The 18,361-nt window shown below is 62.6% G+C and carries 21 protein-coding genes; 12 read left to right on the forward strand and 9 right to left on the reverse strand.

What is annotated here, in order from left to right; all coding sequences use genetic code 11:
• Nucleotides 1-113: 113 nt before the first annotated feature.
• The 4 genes from ACUXUR_RS14870 (at nucleotide 114) to ACUXUR_RS14885 (ending at nucleotide 2,450) form a co-directional block, all read left to right on the forward strand.
• Nucleotides 114-446 (forward strand): hypothetical protein, encoded by a 333-nt coding sequence (locus ACUXUR_RS14870; RefSeq protein ID WP_445503147.1) that lies wholly within the window; start codon nucleotides 114-116, stop codon nucleotides 444-446.
• A gap of 181 nt (nucleotides 447-627) precedes the next feature.
• Nucleotides 628-915 (forward strand): GIY-YIG nuclease family protein, encoded by a 288-nt coding sequence (locus ACUXUR_RS14875; RefSeq protein ID WP_445503289.1) that lies wholly within the window; start codon nucleotides 628-630, stop codon nucleotides 913-915.
• Between the two features lie 228 nt (nucleotides 916-1,143).
• Nucleotides 1,144-1,908, forward strand: a complete 765-nt coding sequence (locus ACUXUR_RS14880; protein ID WP_445503290.1) for an alpha/beta fold hydrolase — start codon at nucleotides 1,144-1,146, stop codon at nucleotides 1,906-1,908.
• Nucleotides 1,909-1,964: 56 nt separating this feature from the next.
• The gene (locus tag ACUXUR_RS14885) at nucleotides 1,965-2,450 is read left to right on the forward strand and encodes a class I SAM-dependent methyltransferase (RefSeq protein WP_445503148.1); all 486 of its coding nucleotides are present in this window, start codon (nucleotides 1,965-1,967) and stop codon (nucleotides 2,448-2,450) included.
• Between the two features lie 269 nt (nucleotides 2,451-2,719).
• On the opposite strand, the gene ACUXUR_RS14890 is transcribed toward ACUXUR_RS14885, so the two are convergent.
• Nucleotides 2,720-3,520 (reverse strand): enoyl-CoA hydratase, encoded by an 801-nt coding sequence (locus ACUXUR_RS14890; RefSeq protein ID WP_445503149.1) that lies wholly within the window; start codon nucleotides 3,518-3,520, stop codon nucleotides 2,720-2,722.
• A gap of 181 nt (nucleotides 3,521-3,701) precedes the next feature.
• Between ACUXUR_RS14890 and cysE the strand changes: the two genes are divergently transcribed.
• The 3 genes from cysE (at nucleotide 3,702) to ACUXUR_RS14905 (ending at nucleotide 5,426) form a co-directional block, all read left to right on the forward strand.
• Nucleotides 3,702-4,538, forward strand: coding sequence for a serine O-acetyltransferase (cysE, locus tag ACUXUR_RS14895; RefSeq protein WP_445503150.1), 837 nt, complete (start codon nucleotides 3,702-3,704; stop codon nucleotides 4,536-4,538).
• 84 nt (nucleotides 4,539-4,622) lie between these two features.
• Nucleotides 4,623-4,835, forward strand: a complete 213-nt coding sequence (locus ACUXUR_RS14900; RefSeq protein WP_047188392.1) for a DUF3126 family protein — start codon at nucleotides 4,623-4,625, stop codon at nucleotides 4,833-4,835.
• 60 nt (nucleotides 4,836-4,895) lie between these two features.
• Nucleotides 4,896-5,426: a gamma carbonic anhydrase family protein gene (locus ACUXUR_RS14905; protein WP_445503151.1), complete on the forward strand. Its 531-nt coding sequence runs from the start codon at nucleotides 4,896-4,898 to the stop codon at nucleotides 5,424-5,426.
• A gap of 67 nt (nucleotides 5,427-5,493) precedes the next feature.
• Here the strand turns inward: ACUXUR_RS14905 and ACUXUR_RS14910 are convergent, their stop codons facing one another.
• Nucleotides 5,494-6,177: a transglutaminase-like cysteine peptidase gene (locus tag ACUXUR_RS14910; RefSeq protein WP_445503152.1), complete on the reverse strand. Its 684-nt coding sequence runs from the start codon at nucleotides 6,175-6,177 to the stop codon at nucleotides 5,494-5,496.
• Between the two features lie 280 nt (nucleotides 6,178-6,457).
• Here ACUXUR_RS14910 and ACUXUR_RS14915 point away from each other — a divergent pair, with 280 nt between their 5' ends.
• Together ACUXUR_RS14915 and ACUXUR_RS14920 are read left to right on the forward strand one after the other, a co-directional pair.
• Entirely contained in the window at nucleotides 6,458-7,291 is an 834-nt protein-coding gene (locus ACUXUR_RS14915; protein ID WP_445503153.1) for a rhomboid family intramembrane serine protease, read from the forward strand.
• Nucleotides 7,292-7,422: 131 nt separating this feature from the next.
• A complete protein-coding gene (locus ACUXUR_RS14920; protein WP_445503154.1) occupies nucleotides 7,423-7,854 on the forward strand; it encodes a CBS domain-containing protein in 432 nt (143 codons plus the stop codon).
• Here the strand turns inward: ACUXUR_RS14920 and ACUXUR_RS14925 are convergent, their stop codons facing one another.
• The 4 genes from ACUXUR_RS14925 to folE all read right to left on the reverse strand — a co-directional run bounded on the left by ACUXUR_RS14925 (nucleotide 7,855) and on the right by folE (nucleotide 11,447).
• Nucleotides 7,855-8,874 (reverse strand): patatin-like phospholipase family protein, encoded by a 1,020-nt coding sequence (locus ACUXUR_RS14925; RefSeq protein ID WP_445503155.1) that lies wholly within the window; start codon nucleotides 8,872-8,874, stop codon nucleotides 7,855-7,857.
• A gap of 73 nt (nucleotides 8,875-8,947) precedes the next feature.
• Nucleotides 8,948-10,123 carry an MFS transporter gene (locus tag ACUXUR_RS14930; RefSeq protein WP_445503156.1) on the reverse strand — a complete coding sequence of 392 codons (1,176 nt, stop codon included), beginning with the start codon at nucleotides 10,121-10,123 and terminating at the stop codon, nucleotides 8,948-8,950.
• 81 nt (nucleotides 10,124-10,204) lie between these two features.
• The gene (hisI, locus tag ACUXUR_RS14935; protein WP_445503157.1) at nucleotides 10,205-10,621 is read right to left on the reverse strand and encodes a phosphoribosyl-AMP cyclohydrolase; all 417 of its coding nucleotides are present in this window, start codon (nucleotides 10,619-10,621) and stop codon (nucleotides 10,205-10,207) included.
• 193 nt (nucleotides 10,622-10,814) lie between these two features.
• On the reverse strand, nucleotides 10,815-11,447 hold the full coding sequence (folE, locus tag ACUXUR_RS14940) for a GTP cyclohydrolase I FolE (protein WP_445503158.1): 633 nt from the start codon (nucleotides 11,445-11,447) through the stop codon (nucleotides 10,815-10,817).
• Between the two features lie 164 nt (nucleotides 11,448-11,611).
• On the opposite strand from folE, the gene ACUXUR_RS14945 reads away from it, so the two are divergent.
• Nucleotides 11,612-12,058 (forward strand): iron-sulfur cluster assembly scaffold protein, encoded by a 447-nt coding sequence (locus ACUXUR_RS14945; protein ID WP_445503159.1) that lies wholly within the window; start codon nucleotides 11,612-11,614, stop codon nucleotides 12,056-12,058.
• A 130-nt stretch (nucleotides 12,059-12,188) separates the two neighbouring features.
• Here ACUXUR_RS14945 and ACUXUR_RS14950 read toward each other — a convergent pair whose 3' ends face one another.
• Entirely contained in the window at nucleotides 12,189-13,223 is a 1,035-nt protein-coding gene (locus ACUXUR_RS14950) for a radical SAM protein (RefSeq protein WP_445503160.1), read from the reverse strand.
• Nucleotides 13,224-13,378: 155 nt separating this feature from the next.
• Here ACUXUR_RS14950 and yidD point away from each other — a divergent pair, with 155 nt between their 5' ends.
• Together yidD and thrS are read left to right on the forward strand one after the other, a co-directional pair.
• On the forward strand, nucleotides 13,379-13,726 hold the full coding sequence (yidD, locus tag ACUXUR_RS14955) for a membrane protein insertion efficiency factor YidD (protein WP_445503161.1): 348 nt from the start codon (nucleotides 13,379-13,381) through the stop codon (nucleotides 13,724-13,726).
• Between the two features lie 74 nt (nucleotides 13,727-13,800).
• Nucleotides 13,801-15,813, forward strand: coding sequence for a threonine--tRNA ligase (gene thrS, locus ACUXUR_RS14960; RefSeq protein WP_445503162.1), 2,013 nt, complete (start codon nucleotides 13,801-13,803; stop codon nucleotides 15,811-15,813).
• A 64-nt stretch (nucleotides 15,814-15,877) separates the two neighbouring features.
• On the opposite strand, the gene ACUXUR_RS14965 is transcribed toward thrS, so the two are convergent.
• Complete coding sequence (locus ACUXUR_RS14965) at nucleotides 15,878-17,251, reverse strand: CBS domain-containing protein (protein ID WP_445503163.1); 1,374 nt, start codon at nucleotides 17,249-17,251, stop codon at nucleotides 15,878-15,880.
• A gap of 159 nt (nucleotides 17,252-17,410) precedes the next feature.
• Complete coding sequence (locus tag ACUXUR_RS14970; RefSeq protein ID WP_445503291.1) at nucleotides 17,411-18,349, reverse strand: hypothetical protein; 939 nt, start codon at nucleotides 18,347-18,349, stop codon at nucleotides 17,411-17,413.
• Nucleotides 18,350-18,361: the final 12 nt, after the last annotated feature.

An 18,361-nucleotide genomic window follows, 5' to 3' on the forward strand; every position in this document is an offset into this window, starting at 1 on the left:
GCGCATGTCCAGGGCGAAAGCCTAAAGGTCATCGCGGTCGTCCTTGTGCGGCTTCTCAACTCCCCGACCACCAGCGGTGCTGGTGGTCGCTTCACGCAAGGGAGTTGAAAGCGATGGACCAGCCGTATTCCTTCTGGGCCGATCTGCTCAATAAATTCCATACCGCACCGGAACTCATCCAGGCCCTCTGGCTGATGGCCCTGTCCGCGACCGCACTCGGCGTCACCTGGATCGTGATGCGCGGCCTGACCCAGATCCTTTCGATCACCTCATGCCGCCACTGGCGCGGCCAGCTGATCTATGGCGTCTACCAGGACGACCAGGGCCGCTGGATGATTGACCGGCAAGACCGCAAGCCCGAGGCGATCGACCGGACCAACCCGCCGCCGGAGCTGATCGGGCGAGGGCGCGTGATGCAAGCCGGGTTCAGGCAGCCGGAGGAGTGAGGCGTGGAAATCCAAAAACGCTGACGGTGCAGAATGAAACGTGCGGACGTCGGTGTGCTTTTCTTCCGAGCGTCGCGGGTATGGATCCCCGCTTTCGCGGGGATGACGGTTCTTGGTATCGTCCGGGCAGGTACAGGGGAGGCTGTGCCGTCATCTCTTCTCTCGCGATAAGCGCATGCGCATGACCTATTTCGTCTACATGCTTGCCAGCCGCCGTCACGGCACGCTGTACATCGGCGTCACGAATGATCTGGCGCGTCGCGTGGGGCAGCATCAGTCCAAAGCCATCTCCGGCTTCACGGCGCAATACGATGTGACGCGCCTCGTCTGGTACGAGAGCTATGAGCGCATCGATGAGGCAATTGCGCGTGAGAAGGCGCTCAAGAAGTGGCGGCGGGATTGGAAGATCCGGCTGATCGAGGAGATGAATCCCGAATGGGAGGATTTGTCCCTGGTGCTCAACCCGTAGAGTGCCGTCATTCCGGGGCTGCGTAGCAGAGCCCGGAATCCATAACCGCCGACGTTTTAGAATGAAGCGAAGTCTGGCCAATGCGTATTCCCTCCACCGTTGTGGTTCTGGATCCCCGCCTGCGCGGGGATGACGGTGAGTTGGGCTCATGATCGGCAAAACGATTGTCTTTGCGGGAGCATGCGCTTAGGTTGCGCCGCAACCGACACCAGCTCTTCTTTTCGTCCCATGCGCTATTTCAATTCCGACGGCGTCAGCATTGCCTATATCGACGTTCCTCCCCATGAGGGGCAGGGCGATCCGATCCTGCTCATTCACGGCTTCGCATCGAACCATGTGGTGAACTGGGTCAACACGCTGTGGGTGAAGACCTTGACGCGCGAGGGCTATCGCGTGATCGCCCTCGACAATCGCGGGCACGGCCAGAGCGAGAAGCTCTACGATCCAGACGCCTACCATTCCTACCGCATGGCGGAGGATGCACGTCGCCTGCTCGATCATCTCCAGATCGAGCGCGCGGATGTGATGGGCTATTCCATGGGAGCGCGCATCACGGCGCATATGGCGCTGGCATCGCCCGAGCGGATGCGCTCCGCCCTTCTCGGCGGTCTCGGTATTCACTTGATCGACGGCGTTGGCCTGCCGCTCGGCATCGCCGATGCCATGGAGGTACGCTCGCTCGATGATCTGACCGACCCCATGCAGCGCATGTTCCGCGCCTTCGCGGAGCAGACCGGCAGCGACCTGAAGGCGCTCGCGGCCTGCATTCGCGGCTCGCGCCAGGCGCTGACCAAGGAGGAAGTGGCCTCCATCACGCTTCCGACGCTGGTGGCTGTCGGCACCAACGATGACGTAGCGGGCTCCGGGCCCGAACTCGTGGCGCTCCTGCCGAATGCAACCGCGCTCGACATCCCGGGCCGCGATCACAACCTCGCCGTCGGCGACAAGGTGCACAAGCAGGGCGTGCTGGAGTTCTTAGCCAAGCGCCCCTGAGGGTGAGCCGTTGATTTGAGGTCTCGTTCTCCCACCTTCTCACGAAGGAGAGGTGGATGACCAGACTCGATAGCGCCATCCGGCGACTGACGGCTCAGCGCGATCTTTTGGATTGGGCAACGAGCAAGATCGGCCCTCAGGGACTCGTGCTCGAACTCGGCCTTGGCAACGGGCGCACCTACGATCACCTGCGCAATCGTCTGCCGGGGCGCGAGATTTATGTGTTCGAGCGTTCGCCCGCGGCTCATCCCGACTGCATTCCGCCCGATCCCTATCTGCTCGTCGGCGACGTGTTCGAGACCCTGCCGCGCTTCATCGAGCGCTTCGGCCCAGGCTCCGCTGCGCTCGTTCACGTTGATATCGGTACAGGTGATGAGGAGGCCAATCGCCAACTTGCTCAGCGACTCTCGCCATTGTTCGAAAACCTGCTGCAGCCGGGCGGTCTTCTTCTCGCCGACCGTGCCTTCGACCTCGCCTGCTGCAAGGACATCTCATCTGAGACAGGCGTCGCCGAGGGCCGCTATTTCGTCTATCAGCGCTGAAGATCGACGCACCGTGCGGACCTTCTTCGTCATCCCCGGCCTCGTGCCGGGGATCCACGTCTTCTGCCGCGGCGGTTCCTAGAGCATTGAGCGCAAAAGTGGGCACCGGTTTTGCGCGAAAAGATGCTCAAAACCAGAAACTTAAAGCATCGGATGTGGGGACGATTTCACGTCCGATACTTTAAGACGTGGATGGCCGGATCAAGTCCGGCCATGACGGGGAGCGATGAGATCTCAAAAGTGCAAATCCACTTCTCATATCCGATGTTTTAGCGCCCGTTGAAAACGGGCTCGCGCTTGTCGAGAAACGCCGTGCGTCCCTCGACGGCATCGGCACTGTCGAAGCATTGATCGGCCAAGGCGACGGGATCAGTGTTCGGATGCCCGATTCCCATGGAGGCGTCGATGGCGGCTTTCGCGGCGCGGATCGTGAGCGGTGCGTTCTTCGCAATGTCATGCGCAAGAGCGAGAACGGCATCCTCCAGGCTGTCGTCGGGCACCACGCGCTGGATGGCACCAAGGCGCTGTGCCTCGTCCGCGCCGATGCGGCGGGCCGTGTAGAACAGGTCCTTGGCCGCCGCCGCGCCGACCGTGGCCGTGATCAGCTTCATCGCCCCTGGCGGATAGCCGACACCGAGGCGCGCGGCGGGAATGCCGAAGGCCGCATTCTCGGAAGCGATGCGAAGATCGCAGGAGAGCGCGAGTCCGAAGCCGCCGCCGAGGCAGAAGCCGCGGATCATGGCAAGCACCGGCTTCGAGCAATGGGCAACGGCCCAGAAGGCCGCCTCGTTGATGGCCTCATAAGCCCGTCCTCCCTCGACATCGGCCCGCACGGTCTCGAACTCCGCGATATCGGCCCCCGAGGCAAAGGACTCCATTCCTGCTCCGCGCAGGATGATCACCCGCACACGCTCATCTTCGTCCAGACGCGCGATGATTCCCGGGAGGGCCTGCCACATGCCGAGGTCGACGGCATTGTGCTTGGTCGGATTGTTGATGGCGAGCGTCGCGACGGGCCCCTCGATGGAGGTGGCGAGCTTAGGTACGGCAGGCGAAAAAGAGGCGTTCATGATGTAAGGGGATCTATGGTAAGGGGCAGGGGCTTCTTATGTATGCGGTTTGAATGCTAGAGCATCGGATCCCAAAGTGGGCATGCAGCTTTGGGATCCGATGTTCCTTCTTGAGAGAAGCGCATCGTTTGGAGCGGACCACCTTTCCGCACGATGCGCCAAAGCCGGCAGGGAGATTATCATGACGCAGACCCGCTTGAAGTCCGGAAACCCGGATTTTCTCGCCGGCAAAGTCGATCCGATCTGGAATCGTCTCCGCACCGAGGCCGATGCCGTCGTTCAGAGCGAGCCCGCTTTGGCTGGTTTCGTCCTGAGCGCCATTCTTCATCAGCCGAGCCTTGAGGCGGCGGTGATCCACCGCGTCGCATCGCGCTTGGGGCATGCGGCCTTGCCTTCGGACATCATCGAGCAGGTCTTCCTGGAGGCCGTAGAGCAGGACCGGAGCATCGGCCAGGCCTTCCGCGCGGATATCAGCGCCGTGCTCGACCGCGACCCGGTCGTCACCCGGGCCATCGAGCCCGTGCTCTATTTCAAGGGCTTTCACGCCATTCAGACGTACCGTCTGGCCCATTGGCTCTGGACCAGAGGGCGGGAGGATTTCGCGCTCTATCTCCAAAGCCGCTCGTCTGACACCTTTCAGACCGATATCCATCCGGCGGCCCGGATCGGGCATGGCATCTTCCTCGACCACGCCACCGGCCTCGTGGTCGGCGCCACCGCCGTCATCGAGGACAACGTCTCCATGCTCCAGAACGTAACACTCGGCGGCACCGGCAAGGAGCGGGGCGACCGCCATCCCAAGATCCGGCACGGCGTGCTGATCGGGGCCGGGGCCAAGATCCTCGGCAATATCGAAGTCGGCCACTGCGCGAGAATCGCCGCCGGCTCCGTGGTTCTGAAGCCCGTGCCCCATAATGCGACGGTGGCGGGCGTGCCGGCCAAGGTCGTCGGCACGGCCGGATGCGACGAGCCCGCCCGCGCCATGAACCACCTTCTCTCGGAGGCGGACGGCATCTGACGGGGAGAAGGACCCAACCCCGCTTGCCCGCGTTGGCCCGGCATGGCAATGGCTGAGGCCGGAATTGATGAGAAAGGACCTGTAGTGGATAAAACGGAGATGGCGAAAGTCGAGCGCTACCTGCGCCAGACCTTTGCGAACCACTCGATCCGAGTTGTCGGTCGCCCCAAGAAGACCGACTCGGCGGAAGTTTATATCGGTGAGGAATTCGTCGGCGTGCTCTTCGTTGATGACGAGGACGGGGACCGCTCCTACAACTTCACCATGGCGATCCTCGATACGGATCTCGAGGACTAAGCGGCACCATTCACGGCAGAGCCTCCCCGGGTTCTGCCGTTTTCATTTTTAAGGTGAGCCATGCCGGTCTACAGCCTCGACGATGTTTCTCCGATCCTGCCCGAAGCGGACCGCTTCTGGATCGCTCCCGATGCCCATGTGATCGGCAAGGTGCAGCTTGGGCTGGACGTGGGCATCTGGTTCGGAGCCGTGCTGCGCGGAGACAACGAGCTCATCGATATCGGCGAGGGCACCAACATCCAGGAAGGGGCCTTGCTGCACACGGATATGGGCGCGCCGCTCAGCGTCGGTGCCGGTTGCACCATCGGGCACAAGGCGATCCTCCACGGCTGCACCATTGGCGAGAATTCCCTGGTCGGCATGGGAGCGACCGTGCTCAACTATGCGCGGATCGGCGCGAACTGCCTCGTGGGCGCCAATGCGCTCGTCACCGAGGGCAAAGAGTTCCCCGACAATTCCCTGATTGTCGGCGCACCGGCCAAGGCGGTCCGTGTGCTGGACGAGGCCGCGATCGAGAAGCTGCGCTGGTCGGCGCAGAACTATGTCTCGAACTGGAAGCGCTTCGCAAAAGGAATGAGGCGGATCGACTGACCCGCCTCATGCTTTGAACTCGGAGAATTCGGAAAATGGCAACCGGCGCTCAGGCGCCGGTTTTGTTTTAGCGGTTCGCGGTGGTGGTCGGCGAGGTGGCGATGCCGCCCAGCGAAACCCAGCCAACCGTGTCCTGGCTCTCGCGCTTGATGTAGACGTAGCCCGTGCGGCTCCAGGGAAGGACCGAAGAGGTCTTGTTGTCGAGCACGTAATCGCCGCGATTGGTGCGAATCACCAGCACCGCATGGCCTTCGCCGAGTTCGTCGATCACGACGGTCATGCGCATGGCTCGGCGGGGAAGGCCGTTATCGGCGAGGATCTTGCGCTTCAGGAGCTGAAAGTCCTCGCAGTCGCCACGGCCGTCATCCGGGAAGCCCCAGATATCGACGGTGCCCCAGTGGTCCGCATCAGTCACGGCCTTGATGCTGGAGTTCACGCGCTGGTTCACGGACACGATGGTCTTCCAGACCTGCGGAGTGAGCTCGATAACTTCCGGCTCCGTCACATCGACGGCACATTCCTCGGGATTGCTGTCGCAGAACTTCAACCACGCCACGAGAGGCTTGGCCGCACCCATGCTTGCGATCGAATTGCTGGAAGCGGGCAGGGAGGCGAGGGTCTGAGCCTGGGCTGCGCCACCTGCGAAAACAACGAAAGCCGAAACGAATGCTGCTTTGATGAAATTGGTCGAGAAGGAAAACTTCTCAGTCAGGCCGCTGAAAAAGCCGTTTTTGAAAGAATCCTGCCGCATGCCCCACCAGCCGGTTAATGTTCTTTTAACCAAACTGACATGGTTGCATTTCAGGCTCAAGCAGAAAGTAAAAGGTGAGTTAACGCGTCGCGCTCAGAAACGGTTCCTTTATGGTTAACAAAAAGTCGAACCGCCAGCCAAGATAAGGAAAGCATTCCTCTAGGTTATCGGAGGATGCTGCTAAGCATATGGTTTTGCTTGCACCGCGGACCACATAGAAGGCTTAAGGTAGAAAGATCGCCGCCCGCTGTCAGTCCCGATTCCCTTATGCTGACAGCCCATGAAAAAGTTGTCCATGCCCATGCGTCAGTTCCGTACCCGCGAGCCGATCTTCAATCTGCCGTCGGTCGTGACCTTCAGTATCCTCGCTCTGGTGGCAATTCATGCCGTACGCATGTTCTTCTTTTCCGAGGAAACCGATTTCCAGACGGTCATCGACTGGTCCGTGATCCCCGCCCGCTGGGCAGTCGCCTATGGAGGCGTGGAGAGCCAGGAGATCGTGCGGCTGATGCAGGAGGGAGCATCAGAAGACGCTCTGGAGCCGCTGGCCGGTCTTGCCCAGTACATCCTGGGCGATGGCGAGGGACGCCCCTGGACGGCGCTGACCTATGCATTCCTGCACGGCTCCTGGGCGCATGTGCTCCTCAACAGCATCTGGCTTGCGGCCTTCGGCACGCCTATCGCACGGCGCTGCGGGACAGGGCGGTTCCTTCTTCTCTCGGCGCTCTCCGCGATCGGCGGTGCGGTGCTTTACGCCGTGATGAACCCGGTGCAGGTCATCCCGATGATCGGGGCCTCGGGGGCTGTCTCCGGCCTGATGGCTGCCGCCTCCTGGTTCATCTTCGCGCCCGCGAGCTGGCATTGGGAGGGACGGCTCGCCGAACCGCATGAGCGGCCGCGCCAAGCCTTGGTCGACCTGATCCGCACCAGGCCGTTCCTGATCTTCCTCGCCGTCTGGTTCGGCACCAATTATCTTTTTGCTTTCGTTCAGCCGATCGGCCTCGCCGAAGGAAGCGTTGCCTGGGAGGCGCATGTGGGCGGCTTCCTGGTGGGGCTTCTCATTTTCCCTTGGCTCGACCCCATCCCTGCACGTGGGAGGCGTATCTCGGCTTGAAAGTGCTCGGGTTTCGCTCAATCATCCTATGACTGACGCAGGGTTATCCCTCGTTCATGGGAGAGCCCCTCTGAAAGCCGAGCGGTTGCGAAGGCTGACGGTTCTTCGCCCCGCACAACGGGAGGAAAAGCATGAACGTCGATCGAATCCTTTCGGTGAAAGGACGCAATGTCGTCTCTATCGAGGCCGACCGCTCTCTGAGCGAAGCAGTGCGGCTTTTGTCGGAGCGCAGGATCGGTGCCGTTGTCGTGGTGGATGGTAAGCAGCCCGTGTCCGGCATTCTCTCCGAGCGCGATATCGTCAAAGCTGTTGCCGCTCACGGGGCTCGGGCCCTCGACGAGCCCGTCTCCCGCTTCATGACGGGACAGGTCGTCACCTGCACGAGCCGGAGTTCCGTCAACGATCTGATGGAGCTGATGACGCAGCAAAAGTTCCGGCACGTGCCCGTTGTCGAGGGAGGACAGCTTGTCGGCATCATCTCCATCGGCGACGTAGTGAAGCAGCGCGTCGAGGAGATCGAGGCCGAAAGTCAGGCGATCAAGGAATACATTGCGACTGCCTGATCACGTTTCCTGCGATTCCTGAATCAGCTCCCGAATATCCGGCAGGGCGCGTTCCGTGGCCTGCCGCCCCAGCGCGATGCATTCCTGCGCGCGATGGAACTCGAACAGCCCCATCTTCGCGAGCTTGGGTGCAACCATGATGTCCGGCGGGTCGCCGGCCAATCGTGAGCGGGCGATGCGGTCCTGCGTGATGTTGAAGGCATCGACCATCACGGTCGCCATGCCCGGCGCATTGGGGGGCTTGCGCTGCTTTTCGGCACGCGAAGCCGAGAAGAGGCTCCATTTGCGCGGCGCGTCCTCGATGACCTCCTCGATCTCCTGCTCGTCGGTGGTCGGCTCCGCGTCGTAGGACTGAATCACCGTCCCCCGCACGCGCACTTCACCGTTGAGGTTCACACAGATCACGAGATCTGCGCCGAGAGCGCGGGCAGCGGTGATCGGGATCGGATTCACGAGCGCGCCGTCCATAAGCCACCGCCCCTTGATCAGAACGGGATCGAATACACCGGGCAGGGCATAGGAAGCCCGCATTGCCTGCACGAGCGGGCCACGGGTCAGCCAGATCTCGTGACCGCTCGTGAGTTCGGTGGCGATGGTGCAGAACTTGATGGGCAGCGTCTCGACACGACGGTCCGTGAGATCCTGGTCGAGGAGGCGCTGCAGGCGTCCGCCGGCGATGAGACCCGCGCCGCTGAAATGGAAGTCGAGCAGGCCCATGACCCGCCGTTTCGTGAGGGACAGGGCGAAGGCTTCAAGTTCATCGAGTTTGCCGGCCGCATAGCAGCCGCCCACCACCGCGCCGATGGAGCAGCCCGCGATCACATCCGGAACGATGCCTGCCTCCTCGAGAACGCGCAGCACGCCGATATGGGACCAGCCCCTCGCTGCGCCGCCGCCAAGGGCCAAGCCGATCCTCACCTTTGCGCGCGGGCTATGTTCGACGGGTTGCTTGATCTCTTCAATGCTCCCGCCGCCGCCTCCTGACCCGGCGCTGCGCCGGGCAATCCCGTCCCACAACATCGCTCACTCCAAGGCCGTTCGTCTCATTCATGCGCCCAGCAGGTGAAGACCGTATGAATGGTGCCCTTAAACTTCACTTAGGTCGCGTTTCGGAAAACTGAACAGTGGAGGCGCGCAGGGCCCGTTGCGACAAAATGCTGATGGTGAGGGAGAAGAGGATCAGCACGACCAGCATGGCACGCAGGCCGAAGATGTCGCCGCCGAAGCCGATGAGCGGCGGCCCCATGAGGTATCCGCCATAACCCAGCGTTGCCACCATCGCGACGCCCACGCTTGGGGCGATGCCCGGCATCTGTCCTGCCGTGCTGAAGAGGACTGGCACCAGATTGGCGAGCCCGAACCCGACCAGTGCGAAACCGAGAGTGGCGGGGATCGGCTGCGGCAGGAGAATGGCCAGGAGCAGGCCGGACGCTGCCAGCAAACCGCCAAGCTGCACCGTGCGGGTGCGGCCCAGTCTGCGCACGACGGAATCGCCCAGGAAACGGCAGATGGTCATGGCGAGCGAGAAGGCGGCGAAGCCGCTCACCGCAGCCTGCAGGTCCGCGCCCGCGACGGTCTGCAGGTAAATCGCCGTCCAATCGACCATGGCACCTTCCACGACGAAGCAGAACATGGCGAGCACGGCAACAATCACGACGGACCCACGAGGCCAGGCAAAGCCATGGCCCTCGTTGTCTCCCGCCGGTTCGCTCTCGGCTATCATGCCGAAGGCTGCGGCGAGGAAGAGGGCGCCCATGCCGAGACAGGCGACGAGCAGGGTCGAGAAGATCGAGAGTTCGAGGGCAATCAGCACGCCTGACAAGGCTGCGCCTGCCAAGCCGCCGAGGCTGAAAAAGGCGTGGAATGACGACATGATCGCCTTGCCCCAGGCTTTCTCCACAACCGTGGCGTTGGTGTTCATGGAGATGTCGAGGGAGCCGTTGAATGCCCCCGCCAGGAAGGACGTGGCGGCGAAGAAGCTCAAAGAAGGCGCAAGTCCGATCAGCAAGAGGCCGATTGTGAAGGCAAGAGCCGCCGCGAGGGTCGCGAGCCTGCTGCCGCTGATCGTGATCACCCAGCCGATGATTGGCATGAGCAACACTGCCCCAATCGAGAAGGCCAGAAGGCCGAGGCTGAGCTGTCCGTCAGACAGGCCTAGCTCGGCCTTGAAGCGGGGCAATTGCGCCGCCCAGACGCCGATGCCGAAGCCGTTGCCGAAGAAGGTGGCGCTGACGGCCGCGCGGGCCGGGAGAAGATCGCGTCGTGTCATGCAAAGGCTTTTAGCGGGCCGTGCCTGATTTGAAACCCACTGAGGATGGGAGGGAGCCCCTCATGCGTGAGAGGCTAGCCTTCAGGCCTTGACGAGACTCGGCGTTGCGTCTGCGGTTTCGATCTTTCGGTAGAAGCAGGAGCGGCGGCCCGTGTGGCAGCAGCCGCCGTCACCAGCGACATTCACCTTGAGCCACAGGGCGTCCTGGTCGCAATCGATCCGCATCTCGACGATGGTCTGGATCTGGCCGCTGGTCGCGCCTTTGTGCCAGAGCTCGCCGCGCGAGCGGGACCAGTACCAGGCCTCGCCGGTCTCAAGGGTCTTGGCGAGAGCTTCGGCATTCATGTGCGCGACCATCAACAGCTCGCCGGTCGTCGCATCCGTCGTGACGCAGGTGACGAGCCCATCCGCGTTGAAGCGCGGCGTGAGAGCCGTTCCTTCCTCAAGATCGGTCTTCGAGCCGGGTGCGGGAAAGGAGCTGGAGCAGGACGCGCACATGAGTTGCCTCGAAACGGTGGGCGTGAAAGCCGTTAGTTTACAAAAACCTCATCCTGAGGAGCAGCCGTGAGGCTGCGTCTAGAAGGAGGATCCAGAGAGCACTGGATCCTCCTTCGAGACGGATTGCTACGCAATCCTCCTCAGGATGAGGGCCGGAAGTAAGTCAAGTGCTTCAAAGAATCTAAGGCCTGCCTTAAGCCTTACTGTGTCTCACGAGCGTGAGGAAGCGCACCTGCTCGGCCGCATCGTTGAAGGCACCCGTGAACTGCGTCGTGAGGGTCATCGCGCCTGCCTTCTGCACGCCGCGCATGGACATGCACATGTGCTCGGCCTCGATCATTACCGCCACGCCCCGGGGCTCAAGATACTGCTCGATGGCTGAAGCGATCTGCGCCGTCATGGTCTCCTGGGTCTGGAGACGGCGGGCATAGACCTCCACGAGGCGGGCGAGCTTGGACAGCCCCACGACGCCCTTCGTCGGGTAATAGGCGATATGCGCCATGCCGTAGAAGGGCACCATGTGGTGCTCGCAATGGGAGTAGAAGGGGATATCGCGCACGAGCACGATATCGTCGTAGCCCTCCACCTCGGCGAAGATTTTATTCAGGACATCTTTCGGATCGTCCTGATAGCCCGAATAGAATTCCTTGAACGCCTTCGCAACGCGCTTCGGGGTATCCTGCAGGCCTTCGCGCTGCGGATTGTCGCCCGCCCAACGGATCAGGGTACGAACAGCCGCTTCGGCTTCCTCCCGGGTCGGGCAGTCGGTAGGCTTGTCGGCGGCTGGAATCAGACGCGGGGACAAGGACTTAACCACATCGTTCATGTGGAGCCTCTTTCTTGAACTAACACTGTGCGGAAGCGGGGATACTTCCGGCGTTTCCACTCCCGTCTTCCGTTAAGCCAACACGCAGCCCTGTCGCGGAGTTCGGTCATGATGTCTATATAAGAGATGTGGAGCACATTCCCATTCGTGATGTCTAGACCTGAATGCTGAACGATATCTATAGCCGCCGCATCCTCGAGCTTGCGGCCAATATCCCCCATCTCGGGCGGCTGCCCGAGCCGGATGCGTCGGCGACGGCTCATTCGAAGCTTTGCGGCTCTACGGTGACGGTTGATATAAAACTTGATGGCAATGTCGTGACGGCTTTCGCCCATGACGTGAAGGCCTGTGCCCTTGGCCAGGCCTCCTCCGCCATCATGGGGCTGCATGTGATCGGCTCGACGGCCGAGGAGCTTCGTGAGGTGAGGGAGACGGCAGCCCGCGTGCTCAAGGCCAATGCCGAGGCGCCCGAAGGGAAGTGGGAGGACCTGAAGGTCCTGGAGCCGCTGCGGGACTACAAGGCCCGCCATGCGTCGATCCTTCTCACCTTCGATGCGGTGGTGGATGCCCTCGACCAGATCGAGGCGCGGCGGGCGAGGGGAGGTTCATAACACGGACCCCTTCCATCGGCGCTTCCTGAGCGGCCTCTAGGGCTGTTTCCATGGGCATGGGAACAGCTATCATCCTTGGCTCAGCCGCATTTCTTGACGGTAAACCGGATCCACTTCACCGAAAAATGCTCTAGGCAGGAATCTGAAGAGGCAGTCCGCGCCGACCAATCCGCTCCTGGTCGTCAGGGGAACCGTAGCGCCTGTCCAGGGTCCGGGTCGTGTTTGCCCAGTCGGCCATGGTCTGAATCGTTTCCATCCGCTTGGCCACGAATGGGTCGGAGCGCCATGCCCGTACCTTCGGCCACAGAACGTCGAGGGACTCATCGAGAACGTTTCCGACCTTTGCTTCGTAGATCGGATAGGCGCGGAGCGCTCCATCGGGCTCGATGTGGAGGATGTCCAGATCGACTGCGCTCGCTCCAGGCTGAGGCAGGAAATATCTCACGTCGGTCACGGAAATGTCGATGACGTTACCTTCACGGGCGGCCAGGTGCCGACCGATCTCGATCAGATCAACCAGTTCCTGAATGGATAGAAGCTCGCTTGCCTCGAATTGCGGCTCCGCAGCCAAGCCGGATGGAATGACCGCCCCGAAGCGAATGTAATCGAGTTTTGGGAACCGTTTGATGGCGGCCTCCACAAACCGCTCCAGGTCCGCTTCATTCGCGCCCGAGCGGGTCAGGGTGTAGTCGATCCCGAGAGTAAAGCAGTTCTGTCCCGCTGCCTGACGGTCCACTTTCACCCGATGCAGGACATCCAGTGCCTTCATCCCGCGCTCGAACGCGCCGGCGCGCGCGCGGATGGCGTCATGGATGGAGGCGTCGGCGCCGTCGATGCTCACCGCCACGCTCGAGACCGTGTCCGCGAGCGCAGTGGCAGTCTTCTCCGGCATCGACCAACCGCTCGTGAACACCGTGACGGCAATGCCTGCGTCATGCAGGCGCTTCATCGCCTCGGGAGCCCAGCGGACCGACAAGGGCTCGCCGCCGCTGATCGACACCTTTTGCGCCTGCGCCGCAATGATTACGTCGATGACGCGCATGGCCGCGTCCCGATTCAGCGTGCGAGCGGGCCGCCGCCCCGATTCCGTATAGCAATGAATGCATCTCAGTGGGCAGGCATAAGTAATATCCCAAATGAATTTTCCAATTTTGACGGCCATCATTCCTGCTCTAACTGATGAACTTTAAATGAAATAACGTATCTCAGCTAATGTTGGGGCATGCCACGAAGCACTGGTTGAAAGTGCTGACGAATTGAGCAGTAAAGTTGCAGTCTCTGCCAGACCGAGGATTTAACGTGAGAAAAGGACCACAGGCGATGACATTGAGGCATCTCCCCCGCTGGGTCGCTCACATGGCGATCCGCTCTTACCAGCTCACGCTTTCGGGTCTGGTCGGCCGCCAGTGTCGGCATCTGCCGTCCTGTTCCGAATACACGGACGAGGCAATCCAGCGGCACGGCTTCTGGGCGGGGGGCTGGATGGGCTTTGCCCGCATCTGCCGCTGCGGGCCCTTCGGCACCCACGGCATCGACCTCGTTCCTGAAACATTGCCCGAAGGCTCAGGCTGGTATAAGCCGTGGACCTATGGTCGCTGGCGGGGCGTGAACGCGCCAGAAAACGCCTCTGCGATCACCTGCGATTCAGTCGAACCTGACGGCGGCTGAGTTCGCCTTGTCCTAAAAACCGTCGGCCCCCGCTTACCTGCTCCGTTGGCAGGAGTGAGCCAGGAGACATTTTGATGATTACCCTGACATTCCCCGATGGCGCCCAGCGCCAATATGCCCCCGGCACCACCGGCCGCGAGATCGTGGAGGGCATTGCCAAGTCGCTCGCCAAGCGCACCGTCGCCATGGCTCTCGACGGCACGGTCACCGATCTCGCCGATCCGATCACGAAGGACGCCAAGATCGAGTTTCTCAACCGCGAGGATCCGCGCGCGCTGGAGCTGATCCGGCACGATTGCGCGCACGTGCTCGCGGAAGCGGTGCAGGAGCTTTTCCCGGGAACGCAGGTGACCATCGGTCCCGTGATCGAGAACGGCTTCTACTACGACTTCGCCCGCAACGAGCCCTTCACCCCGGAGGACTTCCCGGCCATCGAGGCGAAGATGCGCGAGATCATCGCCCGCGATAAGCCTTTCACGAAGGAAGTCTGGAGCCGCGACAAGGCCAAGAAGGTGTTCGCCGAGAAGGGCGAAACCTACAAGGTCGAGCTCGTCGACGCGATCCCGGAAGGCCAGGATCTCAAGATCTACTTCCAGGGCGACTGGTTCGATCTCTGCCGCGGTCCGCACATGACTTCCACGGGCAAGATCGGCGACGCCTTCAAGCTCATGAAGGTGGCGGGCGCCTATTGGCGCGGCGACTCGAACAACGCGATGCTCACCCGCATCTACGCGACCGCCTGGACCTCTCAGGAAGACCTCGACAACTACATCAGGCAGCTCGAGGAAGCCGAGAAGCGCGATCACCGCCGCCTGGGCCGCGAGATGGACCTGTTCCACTTCCAGGAGGAAGGGCCGGGCGTCGTCTTCTGGCACCCGAAGGGCTGGACGGTGTTCCAGGAGCTGATTTCCTATATGCGTCGCCGCCTGAAGGGCGACTACAAGGAGGTCAACGCGCCGCAGATCCTCGACAAGGCCCTGTGGGAGACCTCCGGTCACTGGGGCTGGTACCGCGAGAACATGTTCGCGACCCAGACCGAGGACGACCGCATCTTCGCGATCAAGCCGATGAACTGCCCGGGCCACGTGCAGATCTTCAAGCATGGCCTGAAGTCCTACCGCGACCTGCCGCTGCGCCTCGCCGAGTTCGGCAACGTGCATCGCTACGAGCCGTCGGGCGCACTGCACGGCCTCATGCGCGTGCGCGGCTTCACGCAGGACGACGCGCATATCTTCTGCACGGAAGAGCAACTGGCCGCCGAGTGCCTGAAGATCAACGACCTGATCCTCTCCACTTACGCCGATTTCGGATTCGACGAGATCGTCGTGAAGCTCTCGACACGCCCTGAGAAGCGCGTCGGCACCGACGAGATGTGGGATCACGCCGAGGAGGTGATGACCCGCGTGCTCAAGCAGATCGAGGACCAGTCCGGCGGACGCATCAAGACCGCGATCAACCCGGGCGAGGGCGCGTTCTACGGGCCCAAGTTCGAATACGTGCTGCGCGATGCCATCGGCCGCGACTGGCAGTGCGGCACCACGCAGGTGGACTTCAACCTGCCGGAGCGTTTCGGCGCGTTCTATGTCGACCATGATGGCCAGAAGAAGACGCCCGTCATGGTGCACCGCGCGATCTGCGGCTCCATGGAGCGCTTCACCGGCATCCTGATCGAGCACTTCGCGGGTCACTTCCCGCTCTGGCTCGCGCCGGTGCAGGCGGTTGTCGCCACCATCACCTCGGAGGGTGACGAATACGCCATGGAAGTCGTGAAAGCGGCTGAAGCGATGGGCCTGCGCGTCGAGGCCGATCTTCGCAACGAGAAGATCAACTACAAGGTCCGCGAGCATTCGCTGGTGAAGGTGCCGGTGCTGCTCGTGGTGGGCAAGAAAGAGGCCGCCGAGCGTACGGTGTCGATCCGCCGTCTCGGCAGCCCCGACCAGAAGACCATGTCGCTCGACGAGGCTCTGAGGGCTCTCGCCGCCGAGGCGATCACGCCGGATCGCCGGCGCGCCGCGAAGGCCGTGGCGGAGCCCGAGGCGCATGCCACGCTCGACGGCCATCACGTGATTGAGCGCACGGTCGCGTAAGAACTCATCGCACAAAAGAAGGCGGCGGCGCTTCCGAGAAGGAGGCGCCGCCTCTTTCTTATCGTCAGGTCGTCTGCCTCTGCCGTCCGCTCGTGCGCCCGCCAGGAGCCGTGCCGGCCGTCGTTCCCGCCGGGCCGCTGCCCGGATTGCCACTTGCGGCGACTGCATCGCCGGCCTCGGTGCCGGTGTGGTGATGACCCTGCCGCTGGCCGACGCGCAGATTGTTCTGCACATGAGAAACGCCCGAAACGGACTCCGCGATGTCCTCGGCCCAGCGCTTCTCGTTTCGGTCGCGCACCGTGCCGGTGAGCGTCACCTCGCGGTTCTGCACCGTGACCTCGATCTCCGAGGCGTCGACGCGCGCATCGTCGCTGAGCCGTTCGCTCACATCCTCACGAATGCGATCGTCGGAGCGCTGATAGTTGCGCGGGCCACGTCCGCGATGATCCTCTCGACGCACCTCGCCACGGCTGGCCGTGGCATCGTTGCCGAAGCGCGTGTTGCCGGGACCCATGCCGTAATTGCTGTGATCGCGCCGCTCGTTCACCAAAGACCAGGTGCGCTCGCGATCCTGCATGAGGCGATCACCCTCGCTGCTGTCGTCGCCGGGACGTGCAGACTCGCCGGTGACGGTCGAGACGCCGTAATGCCTCGGCCGATAGCCGCGCCCGGAGGAATCCCGCTCGGCGTAGGGATCGCCGTAGCTCTGATAGCCCTCGCCGCCGAAGCCGCCGCGCATGGGGGCATTGCGTGCTCTTTCCTCTCCGGGATAGCCGAAGCTGCCGAAGGCCGCGCGCACATCGTCCTCGTCGCGGAAGCGGAACTCGACGCCGCCACGCCTTTCGTCGCGCGCTACGTATCTGCGGCCGCGTTCACGATAATCGTGCGGACGATGGCGCCAATCGTCATCCTCCTGGCCCAGACGGCGATCCAGATCCCGCCGCTCGTCGCCGGTCAGCCGCGCCTGTCCACCGCGGCGCGTTTGATCCGCACGCGCCTCGCTCGGCGTTCCGGTGCGATCGGGTTCGGAGGGTGTGGAGATGCGGCGCAGGGCGCGGGAGGCATCCTGCTCGTCGTCGGTCGCGAGATCTCCGAGCGCGACAATGCCGACGAGGTGCTTGTCGTGATCGACGACGGGCAGGCGGCGGATCTGGTGATCGCTCATCAGCTGCACGATGTGGCCCACATCGTCGTCGTCGAAGCACCACCAGACCTCCTCGGACATGACATCGCGCACGCGGGTGGTGTCGGGCGGAAGGCCTGCGGCCGTGGCGCGAACGGTGATGTCCCTGTCCGTGATCATGCCGCGCAGGCGTCGTCCGTCACAGACCGGCAGCACGCCGACATTCATTTCGTCCATCAGCCGCGCGGCTTCCTGGACGGTTCTGTCAGGCGAGACCACGCGCACGTTGCGGGTCATGATGTCCGAAATTCTCATGAGCTTCATCCCTCTCAAGGTCACGCCTCGAAGGTTTGAGCGCATGTGCCCGGCGCGACCGATGACTTATGCAAGTGACGCATTTTCGGGCGGAAAACCGGTTCCCGCTTTTCCTGAAAATGCTTTGCCTTCGGTCAATGCGGCGGGGGCGGAAAAGGTTCAGGGAGCGGCCTTGGCGAGCACTTCGATATCGCGATCGAGGCCGCTCTCGACCTTGAATTCCTTCGTGTAGACCTTGCCCTCGTGACGGGCTATCAGAACATATTCGCCTTCCGCCAGAGTCACGGACGGGAAGGCGCCGATGGCTTCGCGGATCACGTCGCCGCCGGGGGTCAGCACGCTGAAGGCCGTGCCTGCGAAAGCCTCGCCGCCCTCGGAAGCCACGAGCTTGAGAGTGACGGTCGCCGCGCGGTGGTTCAGGGTCGCTTCCGTGACCTTGCCGGATTCCACCTTGAGGTCGCTGCGCATGATGGCGTTGGCATCTCCGTAGGTGGAGACCACGTGATAGGTACCCTCGGGGAGGCGGATCACCTCATTCGGCTTGGCATTGGAAATGACGAGCCGTCCTTCCGAGTTCTGGGCCTCGGGCACATAGACGGAGAAGGTCACACGGTTCTGGGCAATCGGGCTTTCGCCGACCGCGCCTTTCAGCCTGAGCGCTCCTGCGCTGACGACGAGGCGCTCATTGAGGTTTCCGGTCTGCACGGTGATGCGCTTCGACGCGCTGGCGAAGCCATAGGCCACATGCACGATGTAGTTGCCCGGTGCCAGGGTGAAGCTCGGCGTCGGGCTGCTGGAGCGGGCGACGATGTTCGGCTGGGACGTGTCGCCCTTGTCCTCGAAGACACGCCAGACGAGCCCGGAGCGGATCGGCTCGTTGCTTTCGGCAAAGACTGCGCCCGCATTGACCACCACCTGCTTGAGAGCCACGGGAGGGGGAGGGCTCTGCGAGAGAGAGGGCACGCCGGGAGGGGGCGGTGGGCCGAAGGGCTGGGGAGCTCCTCCGAGCGGTTGCGTGAGCGTCTGTGCCGAGGCGGCGGAAGCCGTCAGCCAAAGCAGCAGGCTCAATGTGGAGAAGCGGAGGGTCAGGAAAGTCATCATCAAAATGAG

This window comes from Microvirga medicaginis (assembly GCF_052658925.1).

Coding starts and splice junctions, on each gene's coding strand:
- ACUXUR_RS14890 (WP_445503149.1), bottom strand. CDS start 3,520: ATGAACGCCTCTTTTTCGCCTGCCGTACCTAAGCTCGCCACCTCCATC.
- ACUXUR_RS14870 (WP_445503147.1), top strand. CDS start 114: ATGGACCAGCCGTATTCCTTCTGGGCCGATCTGCTCAATAAATTCCAT.
- ACUXUR_RS14920 (WP_445503154.1), top strand. CDS start 7,423: ATGAACGTCGATCGAATCCTTTCGGTGAAAGGACGCAATGTCGTCTCT.
- ACUXUR_RS14965 (WP_445503163.1), bottom strand. CDS start 17,251: ATGAGAATTTCGGACATCATGACCCGCAACGTGCGCGTGGTCTCGCCT.
- ACUXUR_RS14875 (WP_445503289.1), top strand. CDS start 628: ATGACCTATTTCGTCTACATGCTTGCCAGCCGCCGTCACGGCACGCTG.
- ACUXUR_RS14945 (WP_445503159.1), top strand. CDS start 11,612: ATGCTGAACGATATCTATAGCCGCCGCATCCTCGAGCTTGCGGCCAAT.
- ACUXUR_RS14950 (WP_445503160.1), bottom strand. CDS start 13,223: ATGATGGCCGTCAAAATTGGAAAATTCATTTGGGATATTACTTATGCC.
- yidD (WP_445503161.1), top strand. CDS start 13,379: ATGACATTGAGGCATCTCCCCCGCTGGGTCGCTCACATGGCGATCCGC.
- thrS (WP_445503162.1), top strand. CDS start 13,801: ATGATTACCCTGACATTCCCCGATGGCGCCCAGCGCCAATATGCCCCC.
- ACUXUR_RS14930 (WP_445503156.1), bottom strand. CDS start 10,123: ATGACACGACGCGATCTTCTCCCGGCCCGCGCGGCCGTCAGCGCCACC.
- cysE (WP_445503150.1), top strand. CDS start 3,702: ATGACGCAGACCCGCTTGAAGTCCGGAAACCCGGATTTTCTCGCCGGC.
- ACUXUR_RS14905 (WP_445503151.1), top strand. CDS start 4,896: ATGCCGGTCTACAGCCTCGACGATGTTTCTCCGATCCTGCCCGAAGCG.
- ACUXUR_RS14885 (WP_445503148.1), top strand. CDS start 1,965: ATGACCAGACTCGATAGCGCCATCCGGCGACTGACGGCTCAGCGCGAT.
- ACUXUR_RS14970 (WP_445503291.1), bottom strand. CDS start 18,349: ATGACTTTCCTGACCCTCCGCTTCTCCACATTGAGCCTGCTGCTTTGG.
- ACUXUR_RS14910 (WP_445503152.1), bottom strand. CDS start 6,177: ATGCGGCAGGATTCTTTCAAAAACGGCTTTTTCAGCGGCCTGACTGAG.
- ACUXUR_RS14925 (WP_445503155.1), bottom strand. CDS start 8,874: ATGTTGTGGGACGGGATTGCCCGGCGCAGCGCCGGGTCAGGAGGCGGC.
- ACUXUR_RS14880 (WP_445503290.1), top strand. CDS start 1,144: ATGCGCTATTTCAATTCCGACGGCGTCAGCATTGCCTATATCGACGTT.
- ACUXUR_RS14915 (WP_445503153.1), top strand. CDS start 6,458: ATGAAAAAGTTGTCCATGCCCATGCGTCAGTTCCGTACCCGCGAGCCG.
- folE (WP_445503158.1), bottom strand. CDS start 11,447: ATGAACGATGTGGTTAAGTCCTTGTCCCCGCGTCTGATTCCAGCCGCC.
- hisI (WP_445503157.1), bottom strand. CDS start 10,621: ATGTGCGCGTCCTGCTCCAGCTCCTTTCCCGCACCCGGCTCGAAGACC.